The sequence below is a fragment of the Achromobacter sp. RT286_PF genome, from assembly GCF_059760425.1.
Window position 1 is genome coordinate 40428 of the sequence record NZ_JCBAMR010000030.1, and the last position, 22728, is coordinate 63155.

At 63.8% G+C, this 22728-nt stretch carries 22 protein-coding genes; 11 read left to right on the forward strand and 11 right to left on the reverse strand.

Annotation, left to right across the window (positions count from 1 at the left end; all coding sequences use genetic code 11):
* The first annotated feature begins 239 nt into the window (after positions 1-239).
* Positions 240-911, forward strand: coding sequence for a C40 family peptidase (locus tag AC6LJY_RS20715; protein WP_046802620.1), 672 nt, complete (start codon positions 240-242; stop codon positions 909-911).
* Between the two features lie 225 nt (positions 912-1136).
* Here AC6LJY_RS20715 and AC6LJY_RS20720 read toward each other — a convergent pair whose 3' ends face one another.
* The 4 genes from AC6LJY_RS20720 to AC6LJY_RS20735 all read right to left on the reverse strand — a co-directional run bounded on the left by AC6LJY_RS20720 (position 1137) and on the right by AC6LJY_RS20735 (position 5556).
* Positions 1137-1460 carry a DUF2325 domain-containing protein gene (locus tag AC6LJY_RS20720; protein WP_035212827.1) on the reverse strand — a complete coding sequence of 108 codons (324 nt, stop codon included), beginning with the start codon at positions 1458-1460 and terminating at the stop codon, positions 1137-1139.
* Positions 1461-1708: 248 nt separating this feature from the next.
* On the reverse strand, positions 1709-2653 hold the full coding sequence (locus tag AC6LJY_RS20725; protein WP_006218069.1) for a CysB family HTH-type transcriptional regulator: 945 nt from the start codon (positions 2651-2653) through the stop codon (positions 1709-1711).
* Between the two features lie 95 nt (positions 2654-2748).
* Positions 2749-4242 carry a CoA-acylating methylmalonate-semialdehyde dehydrogenase gene (locus AC6LJY_RS20730; protein WP_046802619.1) on the reverse strand — a complete coding sequence of 498 codons (1494 nt, stop codon included), beginning with the start codon at positions 4240-4242 and terminating at the stop codon, positions 2749-2751.
* Positions 4243-4338: 96 nt separating this feature from the next.
* Positions 4339-5556: an ABC transporter substrate-binding protein gene (locus AC6LJY_RS20735; RefSeq protein WP_104143039.1), complete on the reverse strand. Its 1218-nt coding sequence runs from the start codon at positions 5554-5556 to the stop codon at positions 4339-4341.
* A 213-nt stretch (positions 5557-5769) separates the two neighbouring features.
* Between AC6LJY_RS20735 and AC6LJY_RS20740 the strand changes: the two genes are divergently transcribed.
* A complete protein-coding gene (locus tag AC6LJY_RS20740) occupies positions 5770-6690 on the forward strand; it encodes a LysR family transcriptional regulator (RefSeq protein WP_046802858.1) in 921 nt (306 codons plus the stop codon).
* A gap of 51 nt (positions 6691-6741) precedes the next feature.
* Here the strand turns inward: AC6LJY_RS20740 and lptF are convergent, their stop codons facing one another.
* Positions 6742-7851 carry an LPS export ABC transporter permease LptF gene (gene lptF, locus AC6LJY_RS20745; RefSeq protein ID WP_120154287.1) on the reverse strand — a complete coding sequence of 370 codons (1110 nt, stop codon included), beginning with the start codon at positions 7849-7851 and terminating at the stop codon, positions 6742-6744.
* 57 nt (positions 7852-7908) lie between these two features.
* Between lptF and AC6LJY_RS20750 the strand changes: the two genes are divergently transcribed.
* From AC6LJY_RS20750 to AC6LJY_RS20790, 9 genes are all read left to right on the forward strand, one after another.
* Positions 7909-9417, forward strand: a complete 1509-nt coding sequence (locus AC6LJY_RS20750) for a leucyl aminopeptidase (RefSeq protein WP_046802617.1) — start codon at positions 7909-7911, stop codon at positions 9415-9417.
* Between the two features lie 22 nt (positions 9418-9439).
* Positions 9440-9910 (forward strand): DNA polymerase III subunit chi, encoded by a 471-nt coding sequence (locus tag AC6LJY_RS20755; RefSeq protein ID WP_498136659.1) that lies wholly within the window; start codon positions 9440-9442, stop codon positions 9908-9910.
* A gap of 62 nt (positions 9911-9972) precedes the next feature.
* Positions 9973-10386 carry a hypothetical protein gene (locus AC6LJY_RS20760; RefSeq protein ID WP_498136660.1) on the forward strand — a complete coding sequence of 138 codons (414 nt, stop codon included), beginning with the start codon at positions 9973-9975 and terminating at the stop codon, positions 10384-10386.
* A 118-nt stretch (positions 10387-10504) separates the two neighbouring features.
* Positions 10505-11215 carry a Bax inhibitor-1/YccA family protein gene (locus AC6LJY_RS20765; RefSeq protein WP_498136661.1) on the forward strand — a complete coding sequence of 237 codons (711 nt, stop codon included), beginning with the start codon at positions 10505-10507 and terminating at the stop codon, positions 11213-11215.
* Between the two features lie 69 nt (positions 11216-11284).
* Complete coding sequence (locus AC6LJY_RS20770) at positions 11285-12202, forward strand: aldo/keto reductase (RefSeq protein ID WP_498136662.1); 918 nt, start codon at positions 11285-11287, stop codon at positions 12200-12202.
* A 4-nt stretch (positions 12203-12206) separates the two neighbouring features.
* The gene (locus AC6LJY_RS20775) at positions 12207-13559 is read left to right on the forward strand and encodes an NTP/NDP exchange transporter (RefSeq protein WP_498136663.1); all 1353 of its coding nucleotides are present in this window, start codon (positions 12207-12209) and stop codon (positions 13557-13559) included.
* 90 nt (positions 13560-13649) lie between these two features.
* Positions 13650-14606 (forward strand): Bug family tripartite tricarboxylate transporter substrate binding protein, encoded by a 957-nt coding sequence (locus AC6LJY_RS20780; RefSeq protein ID WP_314361198.1) that lies wholly within the window; start codon positions 13650-13652, stop codon positions 14604-14606.
* A 40-nt stretch (positions 14607-14646) separates the two neighbouring features.
* Complete coding sequence (locus AC6LJY_RS20785; RefSeq protein WP_104143031.1) at positions 14647-15627, forward strand: M14 family metallopeptidase; 981 nt, start codon at positions 14647-14649, stop codon at positions 15625-15627.
* 2 nt (positions 15628-15629) lie between these two features.
* Positions 15630-16730, forward strand: a complete 1101-nt coding sequence (locus tag AC6LJY_RS20790) for a pyridoxal-phosphate dependent enzyme (protein ID WP_498136664.1) — start codon at positions 15630-15632, stop codon at positions 16728-16730.
* A 96-nt stretch (positions 16731-16826) separates the two neighbouring features.
* On the opposite strand, the gene AC6LJY_RS20795 is transcribed toward AC6LJY_RS20790, so the two are convergent.
* The 6 genes from AC6LJY_RS20795 to lepA are packed head-to-tail and all read right to left on the reverse strand — an operon-like array spanning position 16827 to position 22684.
* Positions 16827-17735, reverse strand: a complete 909-nt coding sequence (locus AC6LJY_RS20795) for a LysR substrate-binding domain-containing protein (protein ID WP_314361202.1) — start codon at positions 17733-17735, stop codon at positions 16827-16829.
* Positions 17736-17751: 16 nt separating this feature from the next.
* Positions 17752-18339 (reverse strand): DNA repair protein RecO, encoded by a 588-nt coding sequence (gene recO, locus AC6LJY_RS20800; RefSeq protein ID WP_314361205.1) that lies wholly within the window; start codon positions 18337-18339, stop codon positions 17752-17754.
* Positions 18332-19222 carry a GTPase Era gene (gene era, locus AC6LJY_RS20805; protein WP_120154267.1) on the reverse strand — a complete coding sequence of 297 codons (891 nt, stop codon included), beginning with the start codon at positions 19220-19222 and terminating at the stop codon, positions 18332-18334. The genes recO and era overlap by 8 nt, the downstream gene beginning before the upstream one ends.
* Complete coding sequence (gene rnc / locus AC6LJY_RS20810) at positions 19219-19980, reverse strand: ribonuclease III (protein WP_046802607.1); 762 nt, start codon at positions 19978-19980, stop codon at positions 19219-19221. Before rnc ends, era begins: the two co-directional genes overlap by 4 nt.
* Before the next feature lie 2 nt (positions 19981-19982).
* Positions 19983-20867 (reverse strand): signal peptidase I, encoded by an 885-nt coding sequence (lepB, locus tag AC6LJY_RS20815; RefSeq protein WP_104143027.1) that lies wholly within the window; start codon positions 20865-20867, stop codon positions 19983-19985.
* A 23-nt stretch (positions 20868-20890) separates the two neighbouring features.
* The gene (gene lepA / locus AC6LJY_RS20820; protein ID WP_006218049.1) at positions 20891-22684 is read right to left on the reverse strand and encodes a translation elongation factor 4; all 1794 of its coding nucleotides are present in this window, start codon (positions 22682-22684) and stop codon (positions 20891-20893) included.
* Positions 22685-22728: the final 44 nt, after the last annotated feature.

Here is a 22728-nt window from a genome sequence, read left to right on the forward strand (position 1 = left end):
TAGCGAATCATTCGGTCATTCTGGTAGGCAAACCTTGCACGAGGCTTGCCACAAGTCAAAAAGTTCTGCCAAATGTCCACGCGGCATGGAACCATTACCGATTCGGCAATGATTGGTAATGAAAGTTTGGTAGAATCCCCGCGAAGTTGTAGATAATTGTTGATTCTGCTGACATTTCGGCCCGATCCACGGCTAATCCCGTGGCTTTTGCTGTCAAAAAGCAGGTCATCCCCAGGCGAATGCATCGACACTCCATAATCGCGCGATTAAATTCATCCACTGGCCAGGCAAAGCGCGGTCTGCGTACGCTCGCGTTGATGGCTTGTGTAGCGACCCTGGCAGGTTGTGCAGGTACCGGGCAAAAGTCAACCGCCCATACGTCCGAGATTGATCCGTACGAAATGGAATGGGTTGCCACCGCCGATGACCCCATCGGCCTCTTGGTAACGCAAAAGTTCAAGCGCGACCGCCAGCAAGCCGGCAAAGGCATCCATTCAGGTGTCAACGGCGACAACGCCATGGTCAGCGAAGCCCTTAACTACCTGGGCATCCGCTACCGCTTCGGCGGCAGTTCCCCCGACACCGGTTTTGATTGCAGCGGCCTGGTTGCCTATTCGGCAGAACGTTCGCTGGGCCTGAAGCTGCCCCGCAACGCCGCCGAAATCGCCCAGCAAGGCGTCTCGGTCGACAAAAACGAACTGAAAGCCGGCGATCTGGTCTTCTTCAACACGATGGGCCGCCGTTACTCGCACGTGGGCATCTACCTGGGCGATGACCGCTTCGTGCACTCGCCCAGCGCCGGTGGCGTGGTGCGTGTGGAAAGCATGACCATGGCCTACTGGACCAAGCGCTACAACGGCGCCCGCCGCCTGGACAACAGCCTGATGGCCTCTGCCCGCGCCGCGAACTGAGCGCAAGATTAATCCCTGATTTTCCGCCTCGGGCATCGTCACACAACACGCCACCCAGGCGCCATCCCCCAAAAAGAAAACGCCGCCAGACCTCTGTCTGGCGGCGTTTTTCATTATGCGTGCTTCAGTGCTTGGTGTTCATTGCTCTTTCGCGGCATGAAGGCCGCAGGCCGTGTCGGCCTCCCCAGTATTTTTTGGTCCGGCGATGGCTGGCATTGCGGTGGTTCAGTGCACCGTACCCGCGCGCGGGCACAGGCCGCATTGTTGCAGGGCTTGCTGCATGCTGCATACCGAACGGCGACAAGCCACGACCCGGATGCCACCGCGCTGCGCGGCGTTGCGGAACGTCTTCATGACGTTGTGACCCAGGAAGTCGGTCAGCAAAATAACCAGTTGCGTGCCCGACGGCAGTTGTAGCGTTTTCTTCTGGTGCGAGGGGTCTCGGCCGCTGATGTGATGCGTGATCGAGATGTTGTGTCCTTTAAGCAGATCCGGGATATTTCCCAGACGATCCGCGCCAACCACTACTGCACTGAGTCCTGCCGTCATGATGAACCTCACTGGTCGTTGAGCCTGGATGTAATGATAATGATTCCTATTTTTTAGTCAATTCAAATGAGATCGGTTCTTATTTAATTATTTATATGAACTAGCTGGAAGGGATAGCGAGATTTGTTCAAGCCCAGGGAACTCGCGGCTCTCCGGCCGGTCGGGGCCCGCGCTTGGCGGATGTTGCGCGCAAAAAAAAGCGCGCCGTCCAGAAGACGCCGCGCTTTTTTGTTGGTGCGAACTAAGGTCTATTTAGGCGCGCCCTGCACTGCTTCGGTCACGACCGCGCGCGTCAGCGACGGCGCCAGCATTTCCAGGAACGTGTAGACGTAGTCGCGCAGGAACACGCCGGACTTCACCCCCACCCGCGTCGTGTGCGTGCCGAACAGATGGCCCACCGGCAGCCCGACCAAGTTGGAATCGCGTCGGGGGTCGTACGCCACGCCGGCAATGATGCCGATGCCCAGGCCCACGTCCACATAGGTCTTGATCACGTCGGCATCGATGGCTTCCAGCACGATGTCGGGGTGGATGCCCTGGTTGGCGAACACCTCGTCGATGGTGCTACGGCCGGTAAACGCGCGGTCATACGTGACGATGGGGTGCTCGGCCAGCTGCGCCAGCGACAGGCGTTTGGCGGCGCTGGATGTCAGCTCGGCCAAGGGGTGATCCGGCCGCACGACAACGGTGTGCTCCCAGGCATAAACGGGCAGCGTGGCCAAGCCCGGCGTCAACGCCAGGGACTCGGTGGCCAGCGCCAGATCGGCTTGTTCGTGCAAGACCATTTCGGCCAACTGCGCCGGGCTGCCCTCTGCCAGGGACAAGTGCACTTTGGGAAACTGCTTGCGGAACGCGGGAATTACGCGCGGCAGCAGATAACGCGCCTGCGTGTGGGTGCAGGCAATGACCAGCCCGCCTTCGTCACGGCGCGCGAACTCGTCGCTGACTTTTTTCAGATTGTCGACTTCGCGCATGATGCGGTCGATAACCTGCGACACCGCCAGGCCCGGCTTGGTCAGGCCCTTGATGCGCTTGCCGTGCCGTTCGAAGATCTTGATGCCCAGCTCGTCTTCGAATTCGATGATGGCCTTGGAGACTCCAGGCTGCGAGGTATAGAGCATCCGGGCGGCCTCGGTCAGGTTGAAGTCGCGCCGGATGGTTTCACGCACAAAACGAAATTGCTGGAGGTTCATACATTGGCCCTTAATAGATCGGCCAATTATAAGTAATAAGGACGCCTCATCATATAACTTATTCGTATAAGCTTAGGAGCAAGGCGTCCCCCCTTTCAGCGCATCGAAATGGTGGTGTTCACCGTCTTGGCATGCGCGGACCAGCGCGCCGTGACCGTCTTGGTCTGCGTCCAGAACTGCACCGCCTGCTTGCCGTTGGGGCCCAGGTCGCCCAGCTTGGAACCGCGCGATCCGGTGAAGCTGAACCACGCCACCGGCACGGGGATCGGCACGTTGATGCCCACCTGGCCGACGTCGATATTGTTCTGGAAGTAGCGCGCCGCGCCCCCATCCTGCGTGAACAGCGCCACACCGTTGCCGTTGGGGTTGCGGTTGATGAAGGCGACCGCGTCTTCCAGCGTTTCCACGCCAACGCAGCACAGCACCGGCCCGAAAATTTCTTCGGTGTAGATGGTCATGTTCTCGGAAACGCCGTCAAAAATCGTGGGGCCCACGAAGTTGCCTTCTTCAAAGCCCTTCACCTTCAGGTTGCGGCCGTCCAGCAGCAGCTTGGCGCCTTCGTCCACGCCCTTTTGAATCAGGCTTTCCACGCGCTTCTTGGCATTGGGCGACACCAGCGGGCCCAGATCGGCTTCGCGGTCGGTGCCCGAATTGACCTTTAGCTTTTTCGAGCGCTCGACAAAGTCCGGCAGCCAATTGCGCGCGTCGCCCACCAGCACGGCCACCGACGAGGCCATGCAACGCTGGCCCGCCGCGCCAAAGGCCGCGCCCACCAGCTGGTTCAGCGCCACTTCGGGGTCGGCATCCGGCAGGATCACGCAATGGTTCTTGGCGCCCATCATCGACTGACAGCGCTTGCCGGCGGCCGATGCGCGGTTGTAGATCTCGGTGCCCACGCGGGTCGACCCGATGAACGACACCGCCTTGATGTCCGGGTGTTCGCACAGGCCGTTGGCCGTATCCGGGCCGCCGTGCACCACGTTCAGCACGCCCGGGGGCAGGCCGGCTTCCAGGGCCAGCTGCGCCAGGAACAACGAGGACGTCGGGTCCTGTTCAGAAGGTTTCAGCACGAAGCTGTTGCCGCACGCCACCGCGATGGGGAACATGAAGCACGGCAGCATCACGGGGAAGTTGAACGCGGTGATACCCGCGCACACGCCCAGCGGCTGGATCAGCGTGTAGACGTCGATACCCGACGCGGCATTTTCAGCGTACTCGCCCAATTGCAGGTTGGCGATCGAGCAGGCGTGCTCGACCACTTCCAGGCCACGCCCGATCTCGCCTTCGGCGTCGGGCAGCGTCTTGCCGTGTTCACGCGTGATCATCTCGGCCAGCTTGCCGGTGTTGGCGCGCAGCAGTTCCTGGAATTTCAGCATGACGCGCATGCGCGCGCCCTGGCCGCTGTTGCGCCAGGTCTTGAAGGCTTCCTTGGCATTGGAGACGGCCAGGTCCAGCTCTTCGCGCGTGGCGAAGGGCACCTTGGCAACGACTTCCTGGGTGGCGGGGTTGATCACGTCACGCCATTCGGTGGATTTGGACTGCACGAGCTTGCCGCCGATCAATAGCGGAACGCGGGGGACTTCACTCATTTGATGCTCCTCACACTGCGTAGTCGATGCGGATGAATCCGCGTTCATGGATCTTGCAACGCGCCTGCCAGGCAAGGGCCGGGCAGGCGCGTCCGGTTATTTCTTCACCAGCGGGCAGGTCGAGTCGGCCAGTGGCTGAAAGGCTTCGGCCGCTGGAATGGTGGCCACCAGCTTGGAATAGTCCCAGCCGCCCTTGGAATCCGCGGGCTTCTTCACTTCGTACAGGTACATGTCGTGGATCACGCGTCCGTCGGGCCGGATCGATGCGTTGCGCATGATCGGATCCTTGATTGGCAGTTCGCGCATCTTGTCGGCCACGACCTTGCCATCGGTGCTGCCGGCCGCCGCCGCGGCGCGCAGGTAATGCAACACGCTGGAATACACGCCCGCTTGCGTCATCGTCGGCTTCAAGCCCCGGAAGGCTTTTTCAAAACGCGTGGACCACTGCCGCGACGCGTCGTCATAGTCCCAATAAAAGCCGTCCACATAGGACAAACCTTGCGCGCTTTCCAGGCCCAGCGCCCGCAGATCCGACAAGAAAATCAGCAGCGACACCAGGCGCTGCCCGCCCGACACGATGCCGAATTCGCGCGCCTGCTTGACGGCGTTGACGGTGTCCTGCCCGCCGTTGGCCAATGCCACCACCTGCGCCTTCGAGCTTTGCGCCTGCAACAGGTACGAGGCAAAATCCGGCGCGTTCAAGGGATGCCGCACACTGCCGGCCACCGTGCCGCCCAGCGCCTTCACAGCCTTGACCGTGTCGGCTTCCAGCGAATGGCCAAACGCGTAGTCCACCGTGATGAAGTACCAGGACTTGCCGCCCGCCCGCACCGTGGCCTTGGCGCCACCGGCCGATTGCGAATACGTGTCGAACATCCAGTGAAAGCCGACGGGCGAGCATTCCTTGTTGGTCAGCGCTGTCGTGGCCGGACCCGAGAACATCACCACTTTGTTCTTTTCGCGAGCGATGCCCTGCACCGCCAGCGCCACCGCCGAATTGGTCAGGTCGGCAATGGCCGTGACGCCATCGCGGTCGAACCATTCGCGCGCTTTCGCGGCGCCCACGTCCGCCTTGTTCTGGTTGTCGGCCGACACCAGTTCGATCTTCATGCCCTTGCATTCCGCGGCCAGGCAGTCATCGATGGCCAACTGCGCCGCCGCCACCGAACCGGGCCCGCCCATCCCGGCATACGTGCCGGACATGTCCGTCAGGATGCCGATTTTCACTGGCGGCTTGTCGGCCGCTTGCGCCTGGCTTACCAATATTGCGCCCAGACACAAGCCTGCGGCCAGCCCGCGTGCGTGCAATTTCATGGATTTGTCTCCTGAGTGTTATGCGCTGATTGATAGCGTGATGCCGTCTTTGCGGCCTGCGACTCCCAGGGCAATGCCCCGAGGCCTGCCGGCCCAGTGTAGATGTGTGAAAATCAACAAGCAACACCAGAAATGCACATTCCTTGTGCATTAATGCACAGCGCAAAAAGGCCGCCCCAAGCCCGTGGGCGCGCGGATCCGGAGATCGAAATCGTGTTGGATTGGGACAGCCTGCGGTACTTCCTGGAGGTGGCCCGCACCCAGCGGGTCAGCGCGGCCGCGCGCAAGCTCGGGGTCGAGCACACCACCGTGTCGCGCCGCATCCGCGCGCTGGAAACCGAGTTGGATACGCTGCTGTTCGAAAAGTCGCGCAGTGCGGGGTTTGTGCTGACGGACGATGGCCAGCGCCTGTTCGTTCACGCCGAGCAGATGGAAAGCACGGTGCACACCGCGCGCGAAAACTTGTCGGGCATCGGCCAGGCCCTGTCCGGCCATTTGCGTATTGGCGCCACCGAGGGCTTTGGCAGTTATGTGCTGACGCCGCTGGCGGCGGACTTCCAGCGGCGCTATCCCCACATCACCTTGGACATTTTGCCCGTGCCGCGCTTTGTCAGCCTGTCCAAGCGCGAAGCGGATCTGGCCATCACCATTGAACGGCCGCAGCGCGGCCCCTACGTGTGCAGCAAGCTGTGCGACTACACGCTGCGCCTGTACGGCACGCCGGGTTATCTGGCCCGCCACGCCCCCATCGAGACGCGCGCCGACCTGGCGCATCACACCTTTATTGGCTATGTGGACGAACTGCTGTTCAGTGAACGCCTGCGTTACCTGGAAGATGTGCTGCCCGCCAGCAATGTGGTGCTGCGCAGCACCAGCGTGGTCGCGCAGTACCACGCCGCGCTACAGGGCCAGTCGCTGGCGGTGCTGCCCTGCTTTATCGCCGCCCAGGACCCGCGCCTGAAGCCGGTGCTTCAGACCGAAATCGAAATCACGCGATCGTTTTGGATGTATTGCCACGAAGACCTGCGCAAGCTAAAGCGCGTGACGGTGCTGTGGGAATTCATCCGCAAATCGGTGCTGAAAAACGCCGACCTGCTGGCGGGCAAGCGCGGCACGATGAAGTACCTGCCCTGACGCGAAGCGGGGGCCAGATAGGCCCCCGCTTCGTTGCAGCGTTATCGGCACTCAGGCCGGCTTGGCGTCCTTGGGTGCTTTGACCCGCAGGCGGCGCATCAGCAGGAACACGGTCAGCATCGCCACCGCGCCGTGAATCGCCCACACCCCCACGCCGAAACTGAGCTTGCCGTTGGAAATCCAGGCGCGCGACAGGTTGATCAGGTTCATATAGAGCAAGCCAACCAGGCCTGCGATCAACAGATCGCCCGAACGGCCCAGGCGCGGGTTCACCGCCCCGAGCGGAATCGCCAGCAGCGCCAGGTTCAGCGCGGCCAAAGGCAATGAAATGCGCCACATCACCTGCGACCAGCTGCTGTTCGTGTTGTCCGCCACCAGTTGCATCGTGGCACGGGCTTTCGACGAGCGCTCGGCCGCGGCACGCGCTTCGCCGATCGGGTCGTCACCGGCCTTGCTTTCCAGGCGCAGACCATATTTGTTGAAATGCACCAGGCGGATTTCGGGCGTGCCCGGCTTCAGGTCGTAGCGATGGCCTTCGCCCAGCACCAGGAAGCGGTCGCCATTGGGCAGCGTTTCGCTGTGCGCGCTGCTGGCCGTCAAGACGCTCAGCCACTCAGGGCCGGTTTCACGCGCGAACACGTTGCCCAATTCATCCGTCGGCGTAACCGGGTCTTCAGAGAAAAACACGCGATTGCCGCCCGACGATTCAGCGAACTGCCCCGCCGTGACCTTGGACAGATCCGAGCGCTGCTCGAAGCGTTCATGGTATTCGCCGATTTGCCGATACGCCCAGGGCGCGGCCACCAGCGTCAAGCCCGCCACGGCCAGCGCCACGGGCACGGCAACGCGCAGAACGGGCTTTAACCAGTCGGCCAATGACAAGCCGCTGGCAAACCACACCACCATTTCGGATTCGCGGTAATTGCGCGTGACGGTCGTCAGCACGGCAATGAAGATCGACACGGCCAGGATGGTCGGCAAGGCGGTGATCGTGGACAGCGCGGCCAGCACCAGGACGACGTCGGCTCCGATGTTGCCGCCCGCTGCTTCACCCAGCAGGCGCACAAGAAGCACGCTGAGCCACACGATGAGCAACGTGGAAAAGACAACGCCAGCGTGACTGGTGATCTCGCTGACGACAGAGCGTTTAAATAGAGACATGGGAGAATATGCGGGATAATCGACCGCATCATACACAGACGCACACGGGAAACCCTCATGGAATTTAGCACACAGACCACTGCTTCCCTGCACCAGGTTAAAACCGCCGCCCTGGCTGTCGGGGTGTACGCGGACGGCGTGTTGAGCCCCGCCGCGGACATCATCGACCGCGCTTCCAACGGCGCCGTGCGCGCCGTGGTCAAGACCGAGTTCCGCGGCCGCGCCGGTTCCACGCTGACGCTGCGCACCCTGCCCGGCGTGACCGCGCAGCGCGTGGTGCTGGTGGGCCTGGGCAAGCAGGAAGAGTATTCGGCCCGCGCCCACGCGTCGGCTGAACAGGCATTCGCCTCGGTCTGCGTGGCTGCGCAACTGACGGAAGGCGTGTCCACGCTGGCCGCCAACCCCATTGCCGACGTCGCCATCATTGCCCGCGCCCGCAGCGCCGCCATCGCGGCCGGCGGCGCCACCTATCATTACGACGCCAGCTTCGGCAAGCCTGATCGCGACGCCCGCCCAAAACTCAAGAAGATCGTGCAGATCGTCGAGCGCGCCGACGCCGCCCAGGCCCAGAAGGGCCTGCGCGAAGGCGCGGCCATCGCCAACGGCATGGAGCTGACCCGCACCCTGGGCAACCTGCCCGGCAACATCTGCACGCCCACCTACCTGGGCGACACGGCCAAGCGCCTGGCGCGCGAATTCAAGTCGCTGAAAGTCGAAGTGCTGGACCGCAAGCAGGTCGAAGCGCTGGGCATGGGTTCGTTCCTGTCGGTGGCTCGCGGCTCGGCCGAAGCGTTGCGCTTCATCGTGCTGCGCCACGCCGGCGCCAAGGCCGCCAAGAAAGGCGCCAAGAATGCGCAAGGCCCGATCGTGCTGGTCGGCAAGGGCATCACGTTCGACGCCGGCGGCATCTCGCTCAAGCCCGCCGCCACCATGGACGAAATGAAGTACGACATGTGCGGCGCAGCCAGCGTGTTGGGCTCGTTCCGCGCCCTGGCAGAGCTGGAACTGCCGCTTGACGTCGTCGGCCTGATCCCCGCCTGCGAAAACCTGCCGAGCGGCACCGCCAACAAGCCGGGCGACGTCGTCACCAGCATGGCCGGCCTGACCATCGAAATCCTGAACACCGACGCCGAAGGCCGCCTGGTCCTGTGCGACGCCCTGACCTACGCCGAACGCTTCAAGCCGGCGGCCGTCATCGACATCGCCACGCTGACCGGTGCCTGCGTCGTTGCCCTGGGCAACGTCAACAGCGGCCTGTTCTCCAAGGACGACGCCCTGGCCGACGCCCTGGCGGCTGCCGGCCGCAAGTCGCTGGACACGGCATGGCGCATGCCGATGGACGACGCCTACCAAGATCAGCTGAAGTCCAACTTTGCCGACCTGGCCAACATCGGCGGCCCCCCGGCCGGCGCGGTCACCGCCGCCTGCTTCCTGTCGCGCTTTGCCAAGGCTTACCCGTGGGCGCACTTGGACATCGCCGGCACCGCCTGGCGCGGCGGCAAGGACAAGGGCGCCACGGGCCGCCCCGTGCCGCTGCTGATGCAATACCTGCTGGATCAGGTTTGAAACCTTCGCAACGGAAACGGGCATGACGCGGATCGATTTCGCCTTCGGCGCGCCCGACCGCTTGCGCATGGCCTGCCAGGTCGTGCGCAAGCAATTTTTGGCGGGCCAGCGGCTGGTGGTGTACTGTAAAGACGGCTCGCGGCTGGCCGCTTTCGACCGCATGCTGTGGGCGTTCGACGACACCGCCTTCATCCCGCACGTGCTGGCCAACGACCCCCTGGCGCCTGAAACGCCGGTTGTGCTGACCGCGGGCGATCCGCAGCAGGCCGCCCAGGCGGCCCAACCCAACGCGGGCGCCGACGCGCCCGCGCTGTGGCTGCTGAATCTGGACAACGACAGCCCGCCGGGTTTCGACGCCTTCGAACGCGTGCTTGAAATCGTGTCGGACGACCCTGACGACAAGCAGGCCGCCCGCCAGCGCTGGCGCACGTACCAGAATGCAGGCCATACGCCGCAAAGCCACGATCTCAGCCGCCAACAGGCCGGCGGTTGACCCGCCCAATCCGTCCGGTGGGCCCTGCGCCCACTGCGGCAATCTGATATCCGGGAGCCCCCATGCCCTCTCGCCCCAACGACCCTGGCATTCCCACCCTGACTCAACGGGCCGAACCGACGCTGTACGCGCCGCCGGCCCCGGCCGATGAGCCCGACGCCCCGGTGCTGACCGAGCTGGCCGACGACGCCGGCGCTGCCGACCCCGACGACGCCTTCCCCTTGCTGACGGACATCGCCGACGACAACGGGCAGGACTGGAACGTGGATGAAGCGCCCGCCGTTCATTCGGCCGCCCCGCAAGCTTCCGCCGCCGCGCTGCCTGACCCGTCGGTCGTGACGGCCCGCCTGCAAGCCGAAGTCGAACAGCTCATGCGCCGCGCGCTGGCCGACGCCATCGAGCAGATCCAGACGCGCATGGACGCTGAATTACCGGGTATCGTTTCCCGGGTACTGAATGAAGTCCGACCCGGCTGAAACCGGCACTTTGCCGCAGGTGTAAATCTTCCAAAAACTGGATTCTTCAGGGAACTGTAAGGTATCCTTCCCATCTAAGCTTTCAAGCTATCTTTTTTGGCGCATACAGGAGTTCTCCATGAACGAATATCGTCCGTCCCCTTTTAATCGTTCCGGCGCAGTCGCTGGCGCGCCGGGCGTGGTCGCTCGCAACCAGGTCCTGCGCAATACTTATTGGCTCTTGGCCCTATCGCTGATCCCCACGGTGCTGGGCGCGGCGGTCGGCATGTACACCGGCATCAACCGCGTCATGGGCGCCAGCCCGGGCCTGTCCGCCATCGTCTTCCTGGTGGGCGCGTTCGGCATGATGTTCGCCATCGAGAAAAACAAGAACAACTCGATGGGCGTGGTGCTGCTGCTGGCCTTCACGTTCTTCATGGGCATCATGCTGTCGCGCCTGTTGGGCTTCGTCATGGGGTTCAGCAACGGCTCGCAGCTGGTCATGACGGCGTTCGGCGGCACGGCAATCGTGTTCGGCACGATGGCCACGCTGGCCTCCACCATCAAGCGCGATTTGTCCGGCATGCAGAAGTTCCTGTTCATCGGCGCGGTCGTGATCCTGATCGCGGCGCTGGCGAACATCTTCCTGCAACTGCCCGCGCTGATGCTGACCATCTCGGTCATGGCCATCCTGGTGTTCTCGGCCTTCATGCTGGTTGACCTGCAACGCGTGGTCAATGGTGGTGAAACCAACTACGTGTCGGCCACCCTGGCCATCTACCTGGACGTCTACAACGTCTTCTCGAACCTGCTGATGCTGCTGGGCATCTTCGGCGGCAACCGCGAGTAATCGCGCACCGCCAGTTCGGTCCAAAGGCCTACATTCACGTGTAGGCCTTTTTCTTTTGGAGCGCTACCGATGCAAGACCGCCGCCGCTTCCTCCAGACCGCCGCTTGCGCCGCCCTGCTGGGGCCAGCTGGCGCCGTGCACGCACTCAGCATGAAGCAAGCCATGTTGACCCGCGCCATTCCGTCCTCCAAAGAGCAGATTCCGGTGATCGGCCTGGGCACGGCGGACACCTTCAACGCGTCGCCCGATGACGCCGCCGCCATGGCACCGCTGGCGCAGGTGCTGGAGGTGTTCACCAAAGAAGGCGGCACGCTGATCGACACCGCCCCCAGCTACGGCCAGGCCGAGGCCGTGGTGGGCGCACTGCTGGCCCGCCAGGCCGCCACGGCGCCCCCGTACTTTCTGGCCACGAAGATCGGCGCGCAAGGGCGGGAGGCCGCGATGGGCCAGATCCGCGAGTCCCAACGGCGCTTGAGGCGTGACAAGCTGGACCTGATCCAGGTGCACAACCTGATCGACACCCGCAACCAACTGGCCCTGCTGCGCGAACTGAAGCAGCAAGGCGTCACGCGCTACATCGGCATTACGCACTACACGGACTATGCCCATGACGAGCTGACCGAACTGGTCGAACGCGAAAAGCCCGACTTTCTTCAGGTGAACCTGTCCGTGGGCGCCCGCAGCGCCGAAAAGCGCCTGTTGCCGGCCTGCCAGGCCAACGGCGTGGCGGTGCTGATCAACCGCCCGTTCCAGGACGGCGCGCTCTTTCGGCAGATCAAGGGGCGCCCCCTGCCCGCTTTGGCCGCAGAAATCGGCTGCACCTCCTGGGCACAGATCTTTCTGAAATTCATCATCGGGCATCCGGCCGTCACCGCCGTCATCCCCGCCACGTCCAAGCCCGCGAACATGGCGGATAACGCGCTGGCCGGGTTCGGGCGGCAGCCCGACGCCGCGCTGCGCGACCGCATCGCGGCCCTGCTGGCTTAAGGCCATGGCCTGGGCCTGGCTTGAGCCCGCGCGCGCGCGCATTGCACGAACGCTGGGCATCCATGATGCCGACATCGCCCCGGCCGCCTGCGGCTTCGCGTTCTTTTTCTTTTTGTTCTGCGGCTATTTCATGCTGCGCCCCATCCGCGAAACCATGGGGATCCAGGCGGGCGTCAACCAGCTGCAATGGCTGTTCACCGCCACCTTTGTCGCCACGCTGGCGGTCGTGCCTTTGTTTGGCGCCCTGTCCGCCCGCGTCCCGCGCGCCACCTTGCTGACCTGGGTGTACAGCATTTTTGCGCTGACCATGGCGGGCTTCGCTGCCCTGTTGTACCTGCAACCGGGCAGCGTCTGGGCGGCGCGTGCATTCTATGTGTGGCTGTCGGTCTTCAACCTGTTCGTGGTGTCGATCGCCTGGAGCTTGATGGCGGACGTGTTCCGGATGGACTCCGCCAAACGCCTCTTTGCGCTGATTGCCGCGGGGGCCAGCGCTGGCGGGTTGTGCGGCCCGTTGCTGGGCGCCCTGCTGGCCGGCGCGCTGGGCCCGGCCGGCTTGCTGCTGTTATCGGCGCTGCTGCTGACCGCCACGCTGCCGCTCAAACAATGGTTGTTGCGCTGGCGGGCCGCCACACGCCCCGAGACCGGGCGGCAAGACATGCAGCGTCCCATCGAAGGCGCGCTGCTGGCCGGCATCCTGCGCATTTTCCAGTCGCGCTATCTGCTTGGCATTTCGCTGCTGGTGGTGTTGCTGGCCACGCTGAACACCTTTCTGTACATGGAGCAGGCGCGCCTGGTGGCCGATACCTTTCCCGACACGGCCCAGCGCATCCGCGTGTTCAGCGCGCTGGACGTTACCGTGCAGACGCTGGCGCTGCTGTCGCAGCTGTTCATCACGGGTCGCGTGGCCGCCCGGCTGGGGGTGCGCTTTCTGTTGACGGCGGTGCCGCTGGCGGTAGGGCTGTCGTTCCTGTTCCTTGCCGCGTTTCCGGTCTTTGGCGTCCTGGCCGCCGCGATGATCCTGCGCCGTGCCGGCGAATATGCGTTGATCCGGCCGGGCCGCGAAATGCTGTTCACGGCGGTGCCTGCTGAAGACAAATACAAAACCAAGAACGTCATCGATACGGTCGTCTACCGGGGCGGCGACGCGGCCAGCGGATGGGTCAAGGCCGGCGTCGACATGCTGGGCCATGGCGCGGCGCTGATCGCGCTGCTGGGCGCCGCGGTGGCGCTGGGCGCGGCCGCCGTCGGCTATGGGCTGGGCAAGCGGGCGGATGCCAGGGCTTGGCAGGACCAAGACAAGGACAACAACAAGGACAACGACAACGACAAGGACAAGGACAAGGGTCAAAACCCTTAGGTTTTCTTGAACACCCATGTAATTGAAGCAAACGGATTCTTTGGGCCTGCCGCGCACAATGGCGCAGCTCTCAACGCCTGGGGAATCGTCATGAAACGCACCGCCTGCCTTGCCGCCCTGCTGCTTTGCCTTGCCGCGACCACCGCGCAAGCCGACTATCCAGAACGCGCGATCACCCTGATCGTGCCAGCCGCCGCCGGTGGCAACGCCGACATCACCGCACGCTTGATCGGACAAGAAATGAGCCGACAGCTGGGCCAGCCCGTCGTGGTGGAAAACCGCGTTGGCGCGGGTGGCCGCATCGGCACGCAGGCCGTGGTTCGCGCCCCTGCCGACGGCTACACCATCGGCTACGCGCACGTCGGCACGCTGGTGTTGCATCGCTTCCTGTTCAAGCAACAGCTCTACAACCTGGACCGCGACGTAACGCCGATCGGCTTGGTGGCCGAAACGCCCAACGTGATCGTGGTGAATGCCGCATCGCCCTATCGCGACTTAAAGAGCTTTATCGAGGCCAGCCGCGCCCAGCCGGACCGCTTGACCATGACATCGGCCGACCCCGGCACCACCAGTGAAGTCGGCGTCAAGCTGTTCATCGCCCAGACAGGCGCCGCCGTGCGCCAGATCCCTTACAAGGCCACGGCCGCGCAGTTGTCGGATCTGTTGGGCGGCCATGTGGACGCCATGATGGAAAACCTGCCGCCCTTGATCGGCAACCTGAAGGACGGCCGACTGCGCGCATTGGCCGTCACCACCAAGTCCCGCGCGGCATCCAACCCCGACGTGCCGACGGTGGCCGAACAAGGGTATCCGGCCTACGAGCAGTCTGCCTGGAGCGCGCTGATCGCACCCGCCGGCACGCCCCCCGCCGTGATCAGTCGATTGAATGACGCGATGAACAAGGCACTGCAATCGGACAACGTCGCCAAGGAACTGCGTAGCCGGTCGCAAGAGCCGCTGGGCGGCACGCCGCAGGACGTCCAAACCCAAATTCGCAAGGAACTGCCCAAATGGGAAAGCATCATCAAGGCCGCCACGCTGGATTGACCGGCGCGCGCCCCGCCACCAGAGCCGCCGGAGCCGAAGCATGGTCCGCGTAAGCCGGGAAGACTTCTCTGTTGCCGCTGCGACCAATGACTCGGCTTATCGCCGAGTCACCGTGCCGGTACTGCGCATCGAGGCCGGACCAGGCCCGGCCGTGGCCTTGATTGCCGGCGTGCATGGCGACGAATGGGAAGGCCAGGCCGCCATCCTCGACCTGTGGCGGCAACTTCCCGGCATGCTGCAACATGGCACCGTGTACCTGCTGCCCGCGGTCAATGCCGAGGCCTCTCTGGCCGGCACGCGTCTGTCGCCCAGCGACGGCGGCAACCTGAATCGCGCGTTCCTGGGCGCGCCGGCGCGCGGCTATACGGAAAGCGTGGCGGCGGCCCTGGAAGCACGGCTGCTGCCCCGCATCCAGGCCATGGTCGACGTGCATAGCGGCGGCGCCTCGCTCTGCTACCTGCCTTCATCGGTGATCACGCGTTACGGCAACGACGCCTATGACGAACGCCTGCCAGCCCTGGCCCGCGCGTTCGGCTTTCCCGACTGTGTGTTCTTTCGCGGCAACGAGGCAGGTTCGATGCCCGCCGCCGCCAGCCGCCACGGCGTGCTGCGTCTAAGCGCCGAAATCGGCGGGGGCAGGCAGACTCGCGGCGCGCTGGTCGACGGCTGCCGCGATGGCTTGCTGGGCTGCCTTGCCGAACTGGGGCTATTGCCCGCCCCCCCTGTTCCGGCGAATCGGGACGTCCGCCTCTATGACCTGGACGCGCCGGCCGCCACGCTGCGCGCCGGCGAACCCGGCGTGTTCGTGCCCGGCGTCGAGCTTGGGCAGGTGGTGACGGCGGACCAGCCGATCGGCCGCCTGATTGAACCCGCGCGCCCGGATATCCCCGCGCGGCCGCTCTACGCGCCGCAAGCCGGCACGGTGGTTTGCCTGCGCGCCATCGCGCGCAGCGACGACGGCGACTGCCTGCTGCAAGTGGCCCCCGCCCTACCCCTGGATTCCCTAGCCTCAAAATACTGACTATGCAGATGAACCCCAGATTGACCGACCTGCGCTGCATCCGCTGCGCTGCCCTGTGGGCGCCCGGCGACTACGCCGAAGGCTGCCCCAGCTGCCTTGCCGCCGGCCACCCCGCCACGCTGGAATGCCGCTACGACGCCACGGAGAGCGGCAACGTCATGCCACTGCCCGTTCTTCAAGCGGTGACCTTGGGCGAAGGCGATACGCCTTGCCTGGAGGCGCCCGACCTTGCCGACGCCGAAGGCATCGGCAAGCTATGGCTCAAGTGCGAAAGCGCCAACCCCACAGGCAGCCACAAGGACCGCATGGCGGCCCAGTTGATATCACGGGCCCTCTTGGCCGGGGCGACGCGCGTGGCAGCGGCTTCCAGCGGCAACGCCGGGGTATCGATTGCGGCCTACTGCGCCGCCGCCGGCTTGCAGGCGGATATCGCCATTACCCAAAACTGCCCGCCCTTGCAGCGGGAAGCCATGGAACGCTTCGGCGCCCGTCTTCGCGCGTTCGAAGACAGCCTGGCGCGCTGGCCCTACGTTGAGGATCTGTGCCGCAACCATGGCGCGTTCGCGGGCACCAATTATCTGAATCCCCCCGTCGGCACGCATCCCTATGGCGTCGAAGGCTACAAGCCCATCGCCACCGAAATCCTGAACGTTTGCGCCACGCCCACCGACATCATCGTGCCCACCGCGCGAGGCGATCTGCTGTGGGGCATCTTGCTGGGCTGGCAGCATTTGCTGCAAAGCGGACGCATCGCGCGCCTGCCTCGCCTGCACGCCGTCGAGCCCTATGCACGCCTGTCGCGCGCGCGCGCAACGGGCGATGCGCGCGGCCTGTGGGAAAGCGCCACCCAGCAATACTCCATCGCGGGCGGCACCTGCACGTTGCAATCACTGGAAGCCTTGGCCCGCTCGGGCGGCACCCCGGTGGACGTTTCCGATGCCGCTGCCGCTGCCGCGCAACAACGGCTTGAGCGCCGGGGCATCAGCACCGAACTGTCATCCGCCGCGGCCTTGGCGGCGGTGTCGCAGCTACGCCGCTCGGGCGTGCTGGACGCTGAATCGTCAGTGGTGTTGATGTTGACATCCGACGGGCGCCGGGGCTGACGGCACGCACTGGCCGGACTGCCGTCGGGCCGCTACGGGGCAGAAGGCTTCGGCCACGCGCCGAGGCTGAATTTCCCGGCCTGCAACGACGTCAAATCAAACGCCGAACCGATCCACCAGCGGGGCCAGCGCGCCGCGCAGGCAAGTGGCCCAGAATTTCCCGGCTTCGGACAAGGGCCGGCTGCCATGCAGAATCATGTGGCATTCAAAATGCACGGATGCCGTCAGCGGGCGATAACACAGCCCCGCGGCTTCCATGCCCACCGCCGTCGCGGGGTTGGCGATGCCGACCCCGTGCCCGGCCAAGGCCAACTGGCAGACGGTGCTGGAATACGGAGTTTCAATCGCCACCTTCAGGCTGTGACCCGCTTGCCGCAACAGCGCATCCAGGCGCTTGCGCGACCCGTCCTCGGCGTTCAAGGCAATCACATCGACGTCGGCCAGTTGCGCAAAGTCCACCTGTTCCAGGCGCGCCAGCGCGTGTCCGGCGGGAAACACCGCCACCGCGCGCAAGCTTGCCAGCCGATGGCCGCGCAAGCCTTCCAGTTCGGATTCGTCCGCCACCACCGCCAGGTCCAGCTCGCCCGACACCACCATGTCGCGCAAGGTATTGGAGTCGCGGATTTGCAGGTACAGCGGCGTGTCGGGATAACGGGTGCGAAAGCGCGAGATCGACTCGCTGACGATAGCCCCGCCGTAGGCATGGATGCAGCCGATGCGAAGCCGCGGTTGGGCGGCCCCGCGTATGGCCCGGATCTTGCGGCCCAGGCTTTCCAGGCCGACGTTCAGGCGGCGGATTTCTTCGTAGAGCAAAGTGGCTTCGGGCGTGCGCTGCATGCGTTGGCGCACGCGTTCGAACAGGCGCAGTTCAATGCTGGCTTCCAGCGCGGCCAAGGTGGCGCTGACCGTCGCGGGCGACACATCCAGTCGCCGTGCCGCAGCCGTCACGCTTTCCGTTTCGTAGACGGTGCGAAAGGTCTCGACCTGTTTTAGCGTGAAGGTCATGGTGCCGCGCCGCGCGCTAGATGCGTTGCAGGTCCATCAGGACGCGGCGGGTCGACAAGGGGCGACCGGCCAGGATCTCGGCCAGGCGCTCGCGCAGGTCGCGCCGCAGCGCGGGCTCGATCGTGGTGTCGTCGAAATCCGGCGTTTGTTCATCCACGCCATAACCCGTTTCGCGCAACAGCGTCCATTCAAAGCGGCGCAGCGCGCCGGCGGCACGCGTACCGTTGGACAGCTGCTGCAACGCCATGTCGTAGGCGTCGAACAGCAAGGGGTGCGCGTCTTCGCGAGGCAGCAAGCGCAGCAGTAGCTCGTTCATGTACCAGGCGGACATCAGCGCTGTGCCCGTCAGCGGACGGATGCCAGCGATCTCGGCGCGCGTCAGTGTCTTGACTTCGCCATTGCCGGTCCAGGACAGCAGCAAGGGCTGAAAGGCCGACAACACCGGACGCAGCACCGAATAAGGGCGTTTGGCGCCCTTGGCGACCATGGCCACACAGCCATGATCGCGGGAAAAAGTCTGAACAATAAGGGAGGTTTCACGCCACGCGGTGGCGTGCAACATAAAGCCCGGGCGATCCTGGACGCGAGGCGCCCGTCTACTCATAACCCAGATCGCGGAGCGCACCCTCGCGGTCGGACCAGCCCTTGCGCACCTTGATGTAGACCTCCAGGTGCACGGGCTTGTCCAGCAGCTTGGCGATGTCTTGCCGCGCCTCCGTGGCGATACGCTTCATGTGCATGCCGCCCGCGCCCAGCAGAATCGGCTTGTGGCTGTCGCGCTCGACAACCACGCAGGCGTTGATGCTGGCGCCCTTGGCGGTTTCTTCCCATTGCTCGATGACAACGGTACAGCCGTAGGGCAGTTCGTCGCCGACCAGGCGGAAGATCTTCTCGCGTACCAGTTCGGCGGCGATGAAGCGCATGGGGCGGTCGGTCAGGGTGTCTTCTTCGAACATCGCCTCGCCTTCCGGCAGGCGCGTGGCGATTTCTTCCAGCAACTGGTCCAGCTGCTGGTTCTTGGTGGCGCTGACGGGCACCACGGCGCCAAAGGGGTGCAGCGCCATGATCTTGGAGACGAACGCGAACAGGTCGTCGCGATTCTTCATTTGGTCGATCTTGGAGACGACCAGAATGGTGCGCTCGGGGTTTGGCAACAGCGGCAACAGCTTCGCATCGCCTTCGGACCATTTACCGGCTTCCACCACGTGCACCACCACGTCGACGTCGGCCAAAGCCTGCGTCACCACGCGGTTCATCATGCGGTTCATGGCGCCGCCATGACGCGTCTGGAATCCCGGGGTATCAACGAAAACGAATTGCTCGTGCTCGCGAGTCAGCACGCCGTGGATACGGTGGCGCGTGGTCTGCGCCTTGCGCGACACGATGGAGATCTTGGAACCGATCAGGGCATTGGTCAGCGTGGACTTGCCCACATTGGGACGGCCAACGATGGCAACAAAGCCGGTACGAAAAGGGGTATCGCTCATTTAGTCTCTTGAGCCACTGCCACCGGCAGCGACAATTGCGCGGTTTTGCGCGCCTTGCCCGACTTGCGGGCAGCCTTGGTGGCGGGGCTGATAGCCAGCGCAGCCTCCAAAGCCAGCTTGGCCGCCGACTGCTCGGCGGCGCGGCGGCTGGCGCCGGGCGCCGTAACCTTGATCTCGAGCGCCGGGATGGCGCACTCGACTTCGAACTGCTGGCTGTGGGCCGCGCCATGCGTGGCCACCACCGTGTACAACGGCAGCGCCAGCTTGCGGCCTTGCAGGAATTCCTGCAGCAAGGTCTTGGCGTCCTTGCCCAGCGTTTTTGGGTCAACCGAGGCCAGCACCGGTTGGTACTGACGCACGATCACGCGGCGCGCGGCCTCAAAGCCCGCATCCAGGAAGACGGCGCCAAACAGCGCCTCGACCGTGTCCGCAAGAATCGATGGCCGACGGAAGCCACCGCTTTTCAATTCACCTTCGCCCAGGCGCAGATACTGCGACAGTTCGAGGCGTTGGGCGATGTCCGCCAGCGAGGCCTGCTTGACCAGGTTGGCCCGCAGCCGCGACAGATCGCCTTCGTCGATTTTGGAATAGCGTTCAAACAGCATCGCCGCCACGACGAAGTTCAGCACGGAATCCCCAAGGAATTCCAAGCGCTCGTTGTGGCGCGCACCGTGACTGCGATGCGTCAGTGCCTGTTCAAGCAAGGCTGGATCACCGAAGTGGTGATCCAGGCGGTTTTCTAGCGTGGCTAGCGACATAATCAGTTGAACCGGCCGATGCGGCTGAGATCGCTGAAATTCATCCAGATGAAGAACGCGCGTCCGACGATATTGGCCTCAGGTACGAAGCCCCAATAACGGCTGTCCGCGCTGTTGTCCCGATTATCGCCCATGGCGAAATAACTGCCTTCGGGTACTTTGCAGCGTACCCCATTGCGGCTGTATTGGCAGTTTTCGCGGTGAGGAAATTGCCACATGGGCGAATAATCCTGCGGCTTGTTCTCATCTAGCAGGATCTTGTGCTCAACGTCGCCCAACTTCTCTTTATATTGTGCGATATACGACACACGATCCGGCTCGAAGTAGTCGCCGTCGCGAACGTGAGGCACCAGGGTGCCGTTCACATACAGTTTTTTGTCCAGATAAGCGATCTCGTCGCCCGGCAGGCCGACCACGCGCTTGATGTAGTCCACGTCCGGATCCACGGGATAACGGAACACGAAGACGTCGCCGCGCTGGGGCTTGCCGATATCCACGACCTTCTTGTCGATCACGGGCAGGCGCAAGCCATAGCTGAACTTGTTCACCAGGATCAGGTCACCCGATTGCAGCGTCGGCAGCATCGAGCCCGAAGGAATCCGAAACGGCTCGACCACGAACGAACGCAGCATGAACACGAACAGGATGACGGGGAAAAAGCTGACGGCGTATTCCACCCACCAGGGCACGCGGCGCGCCACGTCACCGGCTTCGCGGCGCAGGCGTTCGGCTTCTTGCGCGTCCCCGATCAGCGCCGCATCGTACTGCGCCATTGCCGCTTGGGCCCGCGCTTCACGGCCACGCCGCAGCACCGCCAGATCAAGCACCCAGATAATGCCGGTCAAGACCAGCAGAACAAACAGGATCAGGGCAAAGTTCCAACTCATCAGCTAACCGCCTTCTTTTGGTTCTACTTGTCTTCCACTTGCAGGATGGCCAGGAACGCCTCCTGCGGAATCTCAACGCTACCCACCTGCTTCATGCGCTTCTTGCCGGCCTTCTGCTTTTCAAGCAGCTTCTTCTTGCGCGAGATGTCGCCGCCGTAGCACTTGGCCAGCACGTTCTTGCGCAACGCCTTGACGTTTTCGCGGGCGATAATTTCGGCGCCGATCGCGGCCTGGATCACCACGTCGAACATCTGGCGCGGAATCAGGCCGCGCATGCGGGTCACAACGTCGCGAGCGCGATGGCGCGCGTTGCTGCGGTGGACGATCACGGCCAGCGCGTCGACGCGGTCGTTGTTGATCAGCAGGTCCACGCGCACGACGTCGGCCGAGCGGTATTCCAGGAATTCATAGTCCATCGAGGCGTAGCCACGCGACACCGACTTCAGCTTGTCGAAGAAATCCAGCACGATTTCGGCCAGCGGGATCTCGTACACCAGGTGCACTTGGCGGCCGTGGTAGCTCATGTTGACCTGCGAGCCGCGCTTGTTATTGCACAGCGTCATCACCGGGCCGACATAATCCTGCGGCATGAACAGCGTGACCTTCACGATAGGTTCGCGAATGTCCTGGATCTTGCCCACTTCAGGCATGCGCGACGGGCTCTCCACGGTAATCACGGAGCCATCACGCTGCTCGACTTCATACACGACCGACGGCGCGGTAGTGATGATGTCCATGTCGAATTCGCGTTCCAGGCGCTCTTGCACGATTTCCATGTGCAGCAGGCCCAGGAAGCCGCAGCGGAAACCAAAGCCCAACGCTTGCGAGACTTCGGGTTCGAACATCAGCGCGGCATCGTTCAGCTTGAGCTTGTCGAGCGAATCACGCAGCTGGTCGTATTCGGAGCTTTCGACCGGATACAGGCCGGCGAACACCTGGGGCTTCACTTCCTTGAAACCGGGCAGCGCGGACGGCGCGGGCTTGTTGGCCAGCGTGACCGTGTCGCCTACCTTGGCGTCTTCCAGCTGCTTGATGCCGGCGATGATGAAGCCGACCTCGCCCGCCGACAGGTGCGGGCGCTGCTGCGACTTCGGCGTGAACACACCGGTCTGCTCGCACAGGTGGGTGGCGCCGGACGCCATCAGCAGGATCTTGTCCTTGGGCTTGAGCACGCCGTTGATGATGCGCACCAGCATGACCACGCCCACGTAGTTGTCGAACCACGAGTCGATGATCAGCGCTTGCAGCGGCGCTTCCGGGTCACCCTTGGGCGCCGGTACGCGGGCCACGATGGTTTCCAGGATTTCGTCAATGCCCATGCCGGTCTTGGCGCTGGCCAGCACGGCTTCCGACGCATCGATGCCGATGACGTCTTCCACTTCCTGGCGCGCGCCTTCGGGGTCGGCCTGGGGCAGGTCCATCTTGTTCAGCACGGGCACCACTTCCACGCCCAGCTCGATGGCGGTGTAGCAGTTGGCGACCGTCTGCGCTTCCACGCCCTGGGACGCATCCACCACCAGCAGCGCGCCTTCGCATGCCGACAACGAGCGGCTGACTTCATACGAGAAGTCCACGTGCCCCGGGGTGTCGATCAGGTTCAGGTTGTAGACCTTGCCGTCGTTCGCCTTGTATTGCAGGGCGGCGGTCTGGGCCTTGATGGTGATGCCGCGCTCGCGCTCGATTTCCATGGAATCGAGCACCTGCGCCGACATTTCGCGATCCGCCAATCCGCCGCAGCGCTGGATCAAGCGATCGGCCAAGGTCGATTTGCCATGATCGATGTGGGCAATGATGGAGAAGTTGCGAATATGCTGCATGCTTGAAATTATAAGGGACGGAACACTCGGCAATAAGCCGGAAG